At 75.1% G+C, this 12529-nt stretch carries 13 protein-coding genes; 3 read left to right on the top strand and 10 right to left on the bottom strand.

Annotated elements, in window-relative coordinates; translation table 11 throughout:
• Nucleotides 1-405: 405 nt before the first annotated feature.
• The 3 genes from ACIRBX_RS26455 to ACIRBX_RS26445 all read right to left on the bottom strand — a co-directional run bounded on the left by ACIRBX_RS26455 (nucleotide 406) and on the right by ACIRBX_RS26445 (nucleotide 2933).
• Nucleotides 406-711, bottom strand: coding sequence for a hypothetical protein (locus ACIRBX_RS26455; RefSeq protein ID WP_402300115.1), 306 nt, complete (start codon nucleotides 709-711; stop codon nucleotides 406-408).
• 9 nt (nucleotides 712-720) lie between these two features.
• Nucleotides 721-855 carry a hypothetical protein gene (locus ACIRBX_RS26450; RefSeq protein WP_402300112.1) on the bottom strand — a complete coding sequence of 45 codons (135 nt, stop codon included), beginning with the start codon at nucleotides 853-855 and terminating at the stop codon, nucleotides 721-723.
• A 155-nt stretch (nucleotides 856-1010) separates the two neighbouring features.
• Complete coding sequence (locus ACIRBX_RS26445) at nucleotides 1011-2933, bottom strand: BTAD domain-containing putative transcriptional regulator (RefSeq protein WP_402300111.1); 1923 nt, start codon at nucleotides 2931-2933, stop codon at nucleotides 1011-1013.
• A gap of 159 nt (nucleotides 2934-3092) precedes the next feature.
• Between ACIRBX_RS26445 and ACIRBX_RS26440 the strand changes: the two genes are divergently transcribed.
• On the top strand, nucleotides 3093-3632 hold the full coding sequence (locus ACIRBX_RS26440; protein WP_402300109.1) for a hypothetical protein: 540 nt from the start codon (nucleotides 3093-3095) through the stop codon (nucleotides 3630-3632).
• 309 nt (nucleotides 3633-3941) lie between these two features.
• Here ACIRBX_RS26440 and ACIRBX_RS26435 read toward each other — a convergent pair whose 3' ends face one another.
• Nucleotides 3942-5060, bottom strand: a complete 1119-nt coding sequence (locus ACIRBX_RS26435; RefSeq protein ID WP_402300108.1) for a LuxR C-terminal-related transcriptional regulator — start codon at nucleotides 5058-5060, stop codon at nucleotides 3942-3944.
• Between the two features lie 227 nt (nucleotides 5061-5287).
• Here ACIRBX_RS26435 and ACIRBX_RS26430 point away from each other — a divergent pair, with 227 nt between their 5' ends.
• Entirely contained in the window at nucleotides 5288-5548 is a 261-nt protein-coding gene (locus ACIRBX_RS26430) for a GlsB/YeaQ/YmgE family stress response membrane protein (RefSeq protein WP_402300107.1), read from the top strand.
• Nucleotides 5549-5656: 108 nt separating this feature from the next.
• Here ACIRBX_RS26430 and ACIRBX_RS26425 read toward each other — a convergent pair whose 3' ends face one another.
• From ACIRBX_RS26425 to ACIRBX_RS26400, 6 genes are all read right to left on the bottom strand, one after another.
• On the bottom strand, nucleotides 5657-6922 hold the full coding sequence (locus tag ACIRBX_RS26425) for a hypothetical protein (protein WP_402300105.1): 1266 nt from the start codon (nucleotides 6920-6922) through the stop codon (nucleotides 5657-5659).
• A gap of 116 nt (nucleotides 6923-7038) precedes the next feature.
• Nucleotides 7039-8247 (bottom strand): alpha/beta hydrolase family protein, encoded by a 1209-nt coding sequence (locus ACIRBX_RS26420; RefSeq protein ID WP_402300103.1) that lies wholly within the window; start codon nucleotides 8245-8247, stop codon nucleotides 7039-7041.
• A gap of 191 nt (nucleotides 8248-8438) precedes the next feature.
• Nucleotides 8439-8996: a hypothetical protein gene (locus ACIRBX_RS26415; protein WP_402300102.1), complete on the bottom strand. Its 558-nt coding sequence runs from the start codon at nucleotides 8994-8996 to the stop codon at nucleotides 8439-8441.
• 134 nt (nucleotides 8997-9130) lie between these two features.
• Nucleotides 9131-10051 carry a hypothetical protein gene (locus ACIRBX_RS26410; RefSeq protein ID WP_402300100.1) on the bottom strand — a complete coding sequence of 307 codons (921 nt, stop codon included), beginning with the start codon at nucleotides 10049-10051 and terminating at the stop codon, nucleotides 9131-9133.
• 93 nt (nucleotides 10052-10144) lie between these two features.
• A complete protein-coding gene (locus tag ACIRBX_RS26405) occupies nucleotides 10145-10432 on the bottom strand; it encodes a hypothetical protein (protein WP_402300098.1) in 288 nt (95 codons plus the stop codon).
• A 292-nt stretch (nucleotides 10433-10724) separates the two neighbouring features.
• Nucleotides 10725-10931 carry a hypothetical protein gene (locus ACIRBX_RS26400; RefSeq protein WP_402300096.1) on the bottom strand — a complete coding sequence of 69 codons (207 nt, stop codon included), beginning with the start codon at nucleotides 10929-10931 and terminating at the stop codon, nucleotides 10725-10727.
• Nucleotides 10932-11286: 355 nt separating this feature from the next.
• Here ACIRBX_RS26400 and ACIRBX_RS26395 point away from each other — a divergent pair, with 355 nt between their 5' ends.
• On the top strand, nucleotides 11287-12378 hold the full coding sequence (locus tag ACIRBX_RS26395; protein ID WP_402300094.1) for a PhlD: 1092 nt from the start codon (nucleotides 11287-11289) through the stop codon (nucleotides 12376-12378).
• Nucleotides 12379-12529 lie beyond the last annotated feature (151 nt).

Here is a 12529-nt window from a genome sequence, read left to right as displayed (position 1 = left end):
TCCTCTCCGTCAGCGTGCCGTCGCCGCACCCTGCGGCGCGAGCCCGTCTGCCCAGGACCGGGCCGGTCATGCGGCGGCCCCGGCGGCGGGCCGGGAGCGGCGACCTGACCGGGCGGCATACGGCGCGACCGCTCCCGGGGCCCGGTCGCCTGCCGGGCCGGGAGCCGAAGGGCGCGGAGGGGACGGTGTCCGAGGCCGGCGGCCGGGACCCGGAGGGGAGCGCAGGGCGGATCGGCAGGTTGGGCGCCGGCGCCTGCGTGGCCGGAACTCGCCGGGCCCTCCGCGCCGTTCGAGCCGTGGAGCCGGGCCCGTGGGGGGACCACTCCGCCTCGGTGCTCGCTCCGCGCCGGGACGAGCCTCCGTCCGGGAGCGGGGGAGCCACGCTGACGCGCGGTCAGCTGCGGCTCAGTACTCGTCGTCCGGGTAGCCCCAGTCGATGTCGGTCGTCGCGGCCGGGGCCGCCTCGGCCACGGCGGCGGCGAACGAGGACTCGAAGTACGGCTGCCAGCGGCCGAATCCGCTGACGATGATCGGGAACTGCGAGGCGCCGGTGACCCGGTGCACGCCGTTCTCGACGACCGCGCCGTAGGTGATCTGGTTCTCGAAGCCCTCGTCGCGCAGCAGGTCGCCGATCGACGCGGCGACCGCCTCGGCCTGGGCCGCGTCGGTGAGGTCGGAGACGGTGAAGTGGAGATCGATGTTCACGGACATGCCCGCAGGCTACCGGCCGTCACCGACGGTCCGGGGGCCGGTTGGTGCGCCGGGCCGGAGCTCCGGGCGGGCGTCGAAGCCGTCGCGGCAGGTGCGGACCGCCGCCTGGATCGCCGGGGCGGCGAACGGGTCCTGGTAGTACACCTGGGACCGCCGAACGCCGCGCTGAGCCGCTCGATCACCTCGTGCAGGCCCGGCACCTCGAAGGCGGTCGCGTCCGGCGCTCCCGGCGGGTCCGGTGGTGGTCGGCAGGACGTCGACCAGGCGGGCGAGATCGGCCTCGGTGGGCAGTGCGGCGTTCATCCGGGTGAGTCCGGGGCGAGCGGCTGACGGCCCGTCACGGCAGGTGCGGGCCGCCGCACCGGGCGCAGCTGCCACGAGCGGAGGCGCTCCCGGGCGGCGGCCCGCTCGACCGGGCCGGTCTCGGCGGTGGCGCGCTCGGCGGCGTAGCGGCGCAGCAGGTCGGGCAGGTGGTAGCGGTCCGGGCCGATCGGGTCGAGCAGGTGGGCGGCGGCGAGCAGTTCGAGCAGCGGGCCGGTCGCGGCGGGGGTGGTGCCGGAGAGCGCGCTCGCTTCGGCCGTGCCGAGGCAGTCGCCCGGAGCCAGGGCGAGCAGCCGGAAGAGCCGCCGGGGGCCGGGGCGCAGGGCCCGGTAGGAGAGGTCGAAGGCGGCCCGGACGGCGGAGGTGGCGTCGCCGTCGATCTGGAGCACCGTCAGGCGGTCCTCCGCGTCCCGCAGTTCGGCGGCGTGCTGCGCCACCGTACGGTGCGGGCGCTCCGCGAGGCGGCCCGCGGCGATGCCGAGGGCGAGCGGCAGGTGGCCGCAGGCGGCGGCGAGCTCGGCGGCGGCGCTCGGTTCGGCGCGGATCCGCTCGGCCCCGGCGATCCGGGCGAGCAGCTCGACGGCGTCGGGCCGGGGCAGCACCCCGAGCACCAGTCGCCGGGCGCCGTCGCGGGCGGTCAGCCCGGCCAGTCCGTCCCGGCTGGTCACCAGGGTCAGGGAGCCGGCCGAGGCGGGCAGCAGCGGGCGGACCTGGTCGGCGTCGCGGGCGTTGTCGAGCAGGACCAGGACCCGCCGGTCGGCGAGCAGCGACCGGTACAGGGAGGCGCACTCGTCGAGGGTGCCCGGCAGTCGCGCGTGCTCGGTGCCGAGGGCCCGCAGGAAGCGGATCAGTGCCTCGTGCGGGGTCAACGGCGGGCCGAGGGAGTAGCCGTGCAGGTCGAGGTGGAGCTGGCCGTCGGGGAAGCGCTCGCGGGCCCGGTGGGCCCAGTGCAGGGCGACGGCGGTCTTGCCCGTCCCCGCGCCGCCGGTCAGCACGCCGACGGTGGCGGGGGCCGGGGTGCCGGTGGCGGTCGGACGGGTGAGCCGGTCCAGGAAGCCGAGCTCCGCCCGCCGTCCGACGAACGTGGGCAGCGCGGGCGGAAGTTGGGACGGAACGGGCGCCGGAGCCGGGGGCCTGGACGGCCGGATCCCCGGGGTGCGGGCATCCGTGAGTAACTCCCGGTGCAGGAGCTGGAGTTCGGGCCCCGGGTCGAGGCCGAGCTCCTCGGCGAGGCGCCGGGCGAAGCAGCGGTAGGCGGCCAGCCCGTCGGCCTGCCGGCCCGCCCGGTGCAGGGCCCGGACCAGCTGCGCCACGAAGCGGTCCCGGAGCGGGTGTTCGGCGACCAGCGCGGTCAGCTCCGGGACGGTCTGCCGGTGCCGGCCGAGCTCGGCCTCCAGGTCCAGGCAGCTCTCCCAGGCGGTGAGTCGCGTCTCGTCGAGTGCCAGGGCGGCGGCGGCCGGCAGGGTACCGGACAGTCCGTCCAGCACCGGTCCCCGCCACAGGCCCAGCGCGGCGCGGAACTCCCTTACCGCCGCGGCGGGTTCGCCCTGCTCGGCCAGCCGGCGGGCCGCTGCCACCCGGTGGGTGAAGACCAGGGCGTCCACCCGGTGGCCGTCCGCCGCGATCCGGTAGCCGGGGCCGTCGGTGAGCAGGGCCGGCGGCCCGTCCTGGGCGGCGGCGAGCTTGCGCCGCAGCAGCCCGGCGAGATTGCGGACCTGGCGGTGGGCGGTGGCGGGCGGCGCGTCGTCCCAGACCGCGTCGATCAGCCGGGGCAGCGGCACCACCGCTCCGGCGTTCAGCAGCAGGGCGCCCAGCATCCGCTCCTGCTTGGCCCCTTCGGTCCGGGCCCGCCGGCCGTCGTCGGTCCAGACCTCCAATGGCCCGAGAATCCTGAACTCCACAACCCTCTCCTCTCGTCGGACGGGGCCGGCCTGGCGGCCGACCCCGGAGCACGTGGTCGTCCCGTGACGGGCTCGTGCTGATCCTGTGCGGCCGGTTGGGAGTCTTCTCTCGCCGGCCCCGCACGGGGCCGGCTCCACCCGGACCCAAGGAGCAGTCGGATGAAGCCCATCAAGCGAGCCGCAGCCGTGGCCGTCGCCCTCGGCCTGGCCCTCGTCCCCCTCGCGGGCAGCACCGCGCAGGCGGCCGGACCGGCCACCCACAAGGGCATGACCTGGCAGACGCTCGGGACGGGCCCCGAGGGGACCGTCCGGGTCGGCGGCCCGCAGCACTCGACGCCGAGCGACCCGTACAACGGCGACACCCTGCCGTCCGTCTCGCTGCCGGTGCTCTGCATCAACGTGGACGGCAGCCCGGCGCCGGACGGCCTCAGCCTCGGCTTCTACAACGGCTGGGCCGGCGGCACCGTCGCGCTGAGCCAGCCGGTGAAGGGCTCACGGCTGAACAGCCAGGCCGCCGCGAACAGCGTCTGCTCGGCGGCCTTCGGCATCGGCTGGCGGCAGGCCGAGTTCCACGACGGCCGGTACGGCCCGAACCTGGAGTACACCGGCGGGTGGAGCTTCTGGGCGTACGGAAACATCGCCCCCAACGCCCGGTTCTGGACCGCCATCAACGACCAGCAGGCCAACCCCTGGAACTGATGCCGGACCGGTGCCGACGGCCGGGCGGACGGTGAGCGGTCCGTCCGGCCGGGCCCGGCTCCGCTCCCGGCCTCGCCGGCCCGGAGACGGGGGAGACCGGGGCGCTGGGCGGGTGGCGCGTACCACGGCACGGCAACTCCTCTGCGGGGAAGGTCTCCACCGGTCCGGCCGCCCCTGTGGGGCCGAACTGGTGTAGACCTTCCCATCCGCCGCCGACCGGTGACATCCCAGGTTTGCGGGAGGAGTGGCGACCGCCTCCCTGTGGTAGGCGGCGGCCGGCTGCGGGCCGGCCCCCGGCTCGACGGTGCGTCAGGCCGGGGGACGGCCCAGCGTGGCGGTGGACGGGGCGGCGAGCAGTGCGACGAGCTCGCGGCGGCTGCGGACACCGGTCTTGGTGAAGGCCGCCTTCAGGTGGTCCTGGACGGTGGCCGGGCTGAGGAAGAGCCGGTGGGCGATGTCCCTGGTGCTCAGGCCCCGGACCGCCTGGAGGACCACCTCCTGCTCGCGGGGCGAGAACCGGTGGGCCAGCAGGGAGAGCGGGATGACGTCGACCGGGCTCGCCGGCTGGGCGACCAGGGCCACGCTGCCCCGCGGGCCCCCGTCGAGCACGGAGGCGTGCACCGCGAGCCACTCGCCGTTGCGGCGGCGCAGCCGGGTCGAGGCGTGGGCCTCGCCGGTCGTGGAGCCCGCGTGGCTGCGGGCCCGCTCGGCGAGGTAGACCAGCGCCGTCGGCACCCCGGCGGGGCGGTACCGGGGCTCGGCGAGCTCCTCGAACAGCCGGCGGGCCGTGGCGTCGGCGGAGGTGAGCGCACCGGTGGGACCGATGACGGCGACGCCGAGCCGCACCGGGCCGTCCTGCGGGTCCGTTCCGGGGTCCTGCGGACCGGGCGCTCCCACGGTCGGCAGGGCGTAGTCGCGCAGGGCCGCACCCACCGCCCGGGCGGCCCGCTCGGCCAGCCGCTGCTCGCTCGCGCCGAACGGCGCCGAGCCCGCCCCGCGCATCAGTGCGGCGGCCCCCCACCGCCCGCCGCCGACGTCGAAGTTCATCCGCAGCTCGTCGCCGTGCCCGTACTCGGCGAGCAACTCCCGGTAGCGCACGCTGCGTTCGGGACGGCCACCGGTGGCGCGGTGGACGGTCTCCACCAGCCGGCCGGCCGCTCGGATGTCGGCGAACCTGGTGCTGTCGTCCGACCACATCTCCAACCGGATGGCGTGCTCGAAGGCGCCCGCCTGAAGGCCCTCGGCCACCGTGGAGGTCAGGAAGCCGGTGACCGGATCGGCCCCGTGCAGGCAGCCCGCCTCGGACCCGAGGGCGGGCCCGAGGACGCTGAGCAGCTGCCGGAAGAACTGCTCCAGCGGGAGCCCTGCCGCCGCCAGGTCGTCGATCTCACCCAGCATCCGGCGTTCCCGGTCACGGAAGGAGGTCATCGGCTCACCCTAGGGGCGGGGTCCGCCGGGAGGGAGCCCCCTGGCAGATTGGCCTGATGTACCGTCATCCACCGTTGCCAGAGCGACAGTTGAGGACTGCGGAGGCCAGTGGGTGGAGCACCCGCACCCGGTCGGCCGGTCAGGCGGTTGGCCGGTCGGAAACCGGGCATGCGGTCCTCACGCTCCGCCGACCGTGCGGGGTGCACACCCGGACGAGGGAGTTCACCATGACGATCCTGTGGGCGATCATCGCGGGTCTGGTCATCGGACTGCTGGCGAAGCTGGTCCTGCCCGGCCGCCAGCCCATCCCGCTCTGGCTGACGGTGCTGCTGGGCGTCCTCGGCGGGCTGGCCGGCAACGCGCTGGCCAGCGCGCTCGGGGTGCGGCACACCGGTGGCATCGACTGGATCCGCCACCTGCTGCAGATCGGTGCCGCCGCCGTGCTGATCGCACTGGTCACCCCGGCCTGGGCCCGCCGGGGCCACTGACCTCCGGCACCACCCGGCCGCGCGGACGGCGGCGAGTGGTGCCGGGTGGGGCGGGTGGTGCCGGTCGGTGGCGGAGCGTCAGGCGCCGCGTCCGCTACCGGGAGCCGGTCACGGGAGCAGGCCGAGGGCAGTGCCGATGGTGACCAGGTCCTGGCGGAGGAAGCCCGGCCCGCTGTCGCCGCTTGGGGCGAAGGTCTTGACCGTGGCGATGACCTCGGCGGGGTTCGCCCCCTGGGCGTCCCGGAGCTTCTCGATCGAGACGTCGAAGTAGACGGTGTCCGGCCCGGCGGACTGCTGGGTGAGCTTCACGTCCTCGCCGACCCACTGGGTCCGGTCGGGGTCGCCCCGCTCGATCAGCTGGACGAGGGTGCAGCGGGCGATGTGCGGGGCCAGCCGGGTCGCCAGCGCGGTGGCGGCCTGGAAGGTCCCGACGCCGGGCCAGAGGGTGTTGATCGGCCGGGCGGTGCCCTTGAAGTCGAAGAACGTCAGGGTGTGCCGCTCGCAGACGTGGTGGATCACGCCTTCGGTGATCCGCACCTCCAGCGTCAGGTCCTCACCCTGGTGGCGGAGCGTCGCCCGGCCGGTGACCAGACGGTTCGGCGAGTCCTTGTGCACGGCGATGGCGGGAGCGTTCAGCCGGGCCTGCTGGAACAGCTGACGGCCCGCCACCGCACCGACGTAGTCGGTCATGCCCTTGCGCAGGTGCTGCGAGGTGACGGTGTCGTAGAGCCACTGCTCACGCTTCGGTGGGTAGAGCAGCTTCGTGCCCCGGCCGGCCGCGTCGGCAGCCGCGTGGGCCTTGCCGAGCTGGTCGGTGAGGGTCTTCCAGAGCGCGGGGTCCTGGAAGTCCCCCCGACCGTTGTCGCGGCTGCTCGCCGCGTCCCAGGCCTCCTCCAGCTCCGACAGCGCGGTGCTGACGGCATCCATCCGACGGCGGCCCGGGGTGTCCGGCACCGGCTCGGTGTCCGGGTCGAAGGCCATCCCGGGGTCGGTGGCCGGGCTCGGCGGTCCGATCGAGACGTTGACCGGCAGGTTCCAGAGCAGCCGGTAGGGGCTGACCTTCGGTGCGGCGTCGGTGACCGCCGCCGTCACCTGCGCCCCGGCCAGCGCCCAGCACTGGGTCCAGAACGCCCGGACCGCGTCCTTGAGCTTCGGCGTCGGGGAGTTGTAGAGCAGCGCGACCTGCTCGGCGATCGAGCTGAGCTTCTCCTTGGAGATCTTGTGGTGCAGGGCCGCGGCCCCCCAGTTGTCGGGGAACGCGTGGGCGGCCTTGGCGTTGGTGAGCGGCTTGACCGCCCAGGCGTCCCGGTCCGGGACGGTCTTGCCCGTGTTCGGGGCGAGGACGGTGGTCTCCGGCTGAACGGCGGTCGACATCTGCTCCTCTTTCCACAAGTCCACTGGTGCGTCCGGGTGGTGACGGCCGGGCGCAGGCCGGCCGTCACCATCGCGCGGACCGATGAACAACGACTGAACGCGCAGGTGACGGTGCGTCAGGCCGGGAAGGTGACGGCCGGGAAGTCGGCGGACGGGCCGTCCAGCAGGTGTCCGGGGCGCTCGCGGTCGCGCAGGTGGCGGTCGAAGAAGGCCAGTGGGTAGGCCTGTTGGATCCGTACGGCCTGCTCGGGGTCGAGCGTGCCGATCACCTCCTGGAGCTGCTCCGGGCTCCAGCCGAGGAGCCGGGCCACCTGGGCGTAGAGCGCCTCGTTGTCGCCGTAGGAGTCGTGGAGGGCGCCCCGGGCCCGGACGTCGAGGCGCACACCGCGCAACAGGGACCAGAACGCGGCGGCGGCCGGATCGGTGTCCCGGCCGAACTCGGCCGTCATCAGCATGAACGGGCGGTGCAGCACGCCGGCCAGCGGCGGGTTCATCTGCATCGGGCCGTCCAGGCTCAGCCCCGCCCGGATCCGCCGGTCGGCGAGCGCGGCGCAGGCGGTGGCCGTCCCGCCCTTGGAGAAGCCGAACGCGCCGACCCGGTGCGGATCGAGCCCGCCGAGCAGCCCGGCCGGCAGCCGGCGCCGGTCGACGTCCGGGTTGCACCCGGCGGCGAGCTGTTCGACGCAGTCCAGCACGAACCGGAGGTCGGCCGCGAAGTCGCCCGGCAGGGTGGGGGCCCGGTGGTCCTCGGTGGGCACGGCCACCCGGCCGTCGGGATACTCGGTGTAGGTGTCGTACTGGTGGGCGATGGTCACCACCGCGTACCCGTGGCTCGCCAACTCCTGTACCACGATGGTGTGGTCGCCCTGGTGGCTGTGCGCGCCGTGCGCGAAGAGCAGGACGGGCAGCCGCCGCCCGGTGCGCAGCACCGGGGCGTCCAGGTGCCCAGAGGTGAGCGGTGCGACGTCGACCAGCGAGCCGAAGCCGACGTCCGTGAGGAAGGCCCGCAACGCGCCGGGCGGCATCCACGGCGCCACCGGGTGGCGCGCGGCGTCCCGGGCCGGGTACCAGACGCTGGCCATCAGCTCGCGGTACCGGCCGGGGCCGGCCAGGGTGTCCGGGCGGGCCCGGTCGATCAGGTGCAGTGCGGTGGTGCCCACCGGGTGCGGGCCGGTCGGGCCGGGCAGGGTGAGCCGCTCGGGCGGGCCGTCCGCGGCCGCGGCCGGTGCGCTGCCCGCCAGGGTGGCGAGCGGGACGGCGGCGCCGACGGCCAGGGCGCCGCCCAGGACGAGGCGGCGGGACGGGCCCTGCTGGGAGCTGGTCATGGTTCCCCCGGGTGGTGACGGATCGTCAGTCATCGCCCCACGGATGCTCCGTGGGCACACCGGCACCCTGTCACGGGCCCCGCCCCGGCGGCGTCGGCCCACGGGTGTACATCCGTGGGCCGACGCCGCCGGGGCCGTCCGGGCATTTCGCGTCCGGGCCCCTCAGGCCCGGTGCCTCGCGACCGGGCGGCTCACTTCCAGACGGCGAACGCCTCGTCGTCGCTGCGCCGCAGCAGGCCGCCCTTCACCCACTCGACCTTCTCCGGTGCCTTGGTAGAGCCGGTGGCGGAGAGGTAGACCACGCAGGCCTGGTAGCTCTCACCCGCCGCCGCGCTCTTGAACTTCGCGGAGTCGTGGCCGTCGAGGCACTTGTCGAACTTCTGCGACTCCTTGTAGCTGAGCTTGCCGTCCGCACCCACCACGGGCTCCGGGAAGGAGGGCATGATGCTCAGCCGGGTCAGCAGGTCGCCGTCCGCCGTCACGTCGAAGGACGGGCCGGTGACGTCGCCGTCGGCGGTCTTGGTCACCCGGAAGTGCAGGTAGTAGGGCGTCCGGCCCTGGTACTTGGCGGCGTCCTTGAGCACGGACAGGTCGGCGGTGGTCCCGGCGACCACTCGCTCCACGCTGACCTCGATGTTGTCCTTCTTCGCGCTGCTCCCGTAGGACAGCTCCTGGGTGTCCGAGCAGCCGGCGAGCACGAGTGCGGCGGCGGTGGCGGTGAGGACCGCGACGACGGTGCGAGTGTTCACAATTCCCCCTGTGGTGGTGGTCGAGCGGAACGTTTGTACCGCAGGTGGCCCGCCCGTCGGCCGGGTCGGGCGCGAGCGGAGATGAGGATCACATGACAGGACGGGGCGGTGTGCGCCGTCCTGCTGACGCCGGATCAGGGTCGGCCGGGGCGATCCGGCGTCAGCACGACGGTGTGGATCCCGCGCAGGTCCCCCTCGGGCCCGCCGGTCAGCTCGGCCACCAGCACGGCGACGGTGTACGCGGGGACCGCGGTGGGGGCGACGTAGACCGGCGCGCCCTCGTCGAGCGAGCCGGGACCGTACAGCGTCAGCACCGGCTCGCGGTCCAGGGGGTCCCCGTCGGGGCCGGAGAAGAAGAACAGCCGGTGGTCCTGCGGCCGGACGAACGGCAGCTCGCTGCTGGTGGTGAAGCGGATCCGCCGGGCCGGGTCCAGCGGTTCGGTGGCGAGGGCCCGGAGCGCGTCACCGTCCCCGGTCGGGCCGTCGTCGGTCGGACCGTCCCCGGTCGCACCGGGCGCGGGCGGTGACTCGGTCCCGGACGGGGGGAGTTCGGCCGGGGCGGCGGTGAGGTCGTACACGCCGTCCGCACCCAGCAGGTGCCGCAGCGTGCCGCCGCTCAGCGCGCGGACCGAGACCTCCCGCTCCGCCTCCGTCCCGGGCCAGTCGAGGGTGATGTCGGTGGCCTCGGCGAGGTCCAGCCGCAGGCCGCCGCCCGGGAGGTGGAACGTGACGTGGTGGCCGCCTGCGGGGGAGAACAGGTGGTAGTCCGTCACCCGGCGGGTCAGCGGGGCGTCCTCCAGCACGACCAGGGCTCCCGACAGCACGGGCACCCGGACCGGCAGCGGGCGGCCCGGGTCGTCCAGGTCCGCCCACGGGGCGATCTCGGGCGCCCCGAACAGCAGCTCGTCGGCCACCAGGAAGTCCCGGCCGCCCTTCGCCTGCCCGTCCGGCACCCCGCTGTAGGTGAGCGTCTCCGGCGGTCGGCCCGCCGGCAGTGATGCGGCGTGCAGCGCCGCCAAGCTCCGGTTCAGTTGGGCCGGTTCCACGGCGGACACGGTCGCTCCCCTCCTCGGTGGACGGGGCCGGTGCTTCGCCGCCCGGCCCCGGGTCCCCCTCAGGCTAGGGAGCCGCACCGACAGCCCCGCTGCTCAGCGCTCCTCCCGGCGCCCGCCGTCCCGTACCGGAGGCCGCACGAGGCCCTCGGCAGGCGGGAGTTCGGCCCGCCGGGGCCGGTGGCTCCCGAACGCCCGCCGGACCTCGACGCGGAGTTCGCGGAGGGCGTGGACCAACTCCTCGACGGCACCCACCAGGGGGCGGACGTGATCGGTGATCACGTCGGTGAGCTGCAGGACGAGCGCGCGAGCGCGCTTCAGGACCAGGACCGCACTGCCCAGCGCGATACCGATGCCACCGATCCAGGCCAGAATCGTGACCATGCGAAGCCCCCTCGAAAGTCGTCATGACGGTCGACTGCCACCAGTTCCGAGGCATGGGGGTACCCACGCTCGGCTGGATTCGCAGTGCCGTCCGTCGCGCGCGGGGCGCGATGACCCTCCTGGAAGGGGGATGCGATACGTCAAGACCTGCTCCGTGAGCCACGACTGACGCCACGCCAGCTTATCGGACCGATCGCCCCCGAGGGGAGATTTTCTGGCCGCACGCGCCGTGGCCCCGGACCCGGGCTGGCCGTCGGGCCCGCGCCCCGACCACGGGGCCGCCCGTCCCGTGTCACATCCTGTGCACCTCGACCGCGAAGCCGGGAGCGAGGAGGTCGTTGAGGTGTTCGGCGTGGGCGCCGAGCCACTGCTCGGTCGGACCCTTGGGCGAGGTGACGGCCAGGAGGACGGAGTCCTCGGCGCCGGCGGTGCTCCCGCCGCAGACGCAGCACAGGAAGTGCTCGAGTGCGGGTTGGGAGGGGTTCGGGGTGGTGGGCATGAGCGGGAGGGTAGCGAGCGCCGGCGGATCGGCGCTGCGATTTTCGGTATCCCGCCCCTCGGCGCCGCGCGTCCGGTGCGCACCGGAAGGGGAGTCGTAGACCTTCGGCCGGCGGCGGGGACCCGACGGGTGGGCCGGAGCGGTGATGACCTGACGGGGTGTGCGGTGGCCGCGGTCACCTCCGGTGCGACTGTGGGACGGTACTGGGCACGGCAGGCCGGCCCCGGGGCGCGCGGCGTCCGGGTGACGACGGTGGAACCCGGCGGCGGTCGGGCTGCGTCAGGGTGGGGAAGCGAGCGCCTGCCGCCGAAGACGCGTCTGCAGGGGCCGACCCTGTCTGGGAGAGGACGGATTCATGGGCCAGGGTGACTCGGGGTTCGCGGCCAGGGTGCACCGGCCGGTCTTCCGCACGGCACCGCACACCGCCACGATCGACCAGGTGGTGAAGCTGGCCGGCGGGGCGTTCGACACCGGCCAGGTGCCGGAGCGGGTCGAGCGCACGATGCGGGCGACCGGCGTGGAGACGCGGTCCTTCGTCCGGCCTCCGGAGGAGCTGTTCACCCGGGGCGCGGGGCCGGAGTACTGGGACGCGACGGCCGACCTGCTGGCCGGGCTGGCGGCGGAGGCCGCGACGGAGGCACTGGCTGCGGCCGGGCTGGCGCCCGGGGAGGTCGACGCCCTGGTGGTGACGAGCGTGACCGGGTGGACGATGCCGGGCGTGGACGTCCGGGTGATCCGGCTGCTCGGGCTGCGGCCCACCGTCCGGCGGCTGCCGGTGAGCACCATCGGGTGCGCCGGAGGTCTGTACGGGCTGATCCGGGCCCGGGAGCAGGTCGCCGCCCACCCGGGCAGCAGAGTGCTGGTGGTGGCCGCCGAGGCGTTCAGCACCGGCTTCCGGCCCGGTGACACCGGCACGCCCGCAATGATCTACAAGGCGCTGGGCGGGGACGGCGCGGCGGCGGTGGTGGTCACCGGTGTCGCGGACCCGCGCCCGGGGGTGGCGGCGGTGGAGCTGTCCGACCCGCTGGAGCTGCTGATCCCCGGTACCGAGGAGCACTACCGGCTGACGGCCGATCACCGGAACGGGCAGATCGGGTTCACCTCCACGGCCGAGGCCCCGCTCGCCATCCTCTCGGCCGCCCCCGCGCTCGACGCTTGGCGGGCCGAGCGGTCGCCGGCGCCCGCCTTCCACGTCGCGCACCACGGCGGGCCGGCCATCCTGGAGCGGACCGCGCAGGTGCTCGGCTGCGGGCGCGACGGGCTCCGCCACTCCTGGGACTCGCTGCGCGAGCACGGCAATATGACCTCGGTCTCGGTGCTCGACGTGCTGGCCCGGACCCTCGACGATCCGGACGGTCCGGCCCCGGGCGAGGAGGGCGTGATGCTCACCATCGGCCCGGGCGTCACCGTCGAGGCGGCCCGCCTGCGACGGGTGCCCACCGCCTGACGGCCCGTCCGGCCGTGCGTGCCGAGACCGTCGTCGGCCGCGCGTCCGGACGCCCGGTACTGCGCCCCGGTCGGGGGCGATCGGTGATGACGGTGACCAGGACGGGCGACACGGGCCGGAGGGCCGCCGGGCCCGCCGAGGGTGCTCGGCG

The sequence above is a fragment of the Kitasatospora sp. NPDC096147 genome, from assembly GCF_044763225.1.
Lineage (GTDB): Bacteria > Actinomycetota > Actinomycetes > Streptomycetales > Streptomycetaceae > Kitasatospora.
Note: the sequence above shows the minus strand (reverse complement) of the source record. Positions and strands in the feature narration are given on the sequence as shown.

Bases quoted from the DNA above. Each gene is read 5' to 3' on its own strand.
- ACIRBX_RS26435 (WP_402300108.1), bottom strand. From the start codon at position 5,060: ATGACCTCCTTCCGTGACCGGGAACGCCGGATGCTGGGTGAGATCGAC.
- ACIRBX_RS26430 (WP_402300107.1), top strand. From the start codon at position 5,288: ATGACGATCCTGTGGGCGATCATCGCGGGTCTGGTCATCGGACTGCTG.
- ACIRBX_RS26405 (WP_402300098.1), bottom strand. From the start codon at position 10,432: ATGGTCACGATTCTGGCCTGGATCGGTGGCATCGGTATCGCGCTGGGC.
- ACIRBX_RS26395 (WP_402300094.1), top strand. From the start codon at position 11,287: ATGGGCCAGGGTGACTCGGGGTTCGCGGCCAGGGTGCACCGGCCGGTC.
- ACIRBX_RS26455 (WP_402300115.1), bottom strand. From the start codon at position 711: ATGTCCGTGAACATCGATCTCCACTTCACCGTCTCCGACCTCACCGAC.
- ACIRBX_RS26420 (WP_402300103.1), bottom strand. From the start codon at position 8,247: ATGACCAGCTCCCAGCAGGGCCCGTCCCGCCGCCTCGTCCTGGGCGGC.
- ACIRBX_RS26425 (WP_402300105.1), bottom strand. From the start codon at position 6,922: ATGTCGACCGCCGTTCAGCCGGAGACCACCGTCCTCGCCCCGAACACG.
- ACIRBX_RS26400 (WP_402300096.1), bottom strand. From the start codon at position 10,931: ATGCCCACCACCCCGAACCCCTCCCAACCCGCACTCGAGCACTTCCTG.
- ACIRBX_RS26440 (WP_402300109.1), top strand. From the start codon at position 3,093: ATGAAGCCCATCAAGCGAGCCGCAGCCGTGGCCGTCGCCCTCGGCCTG.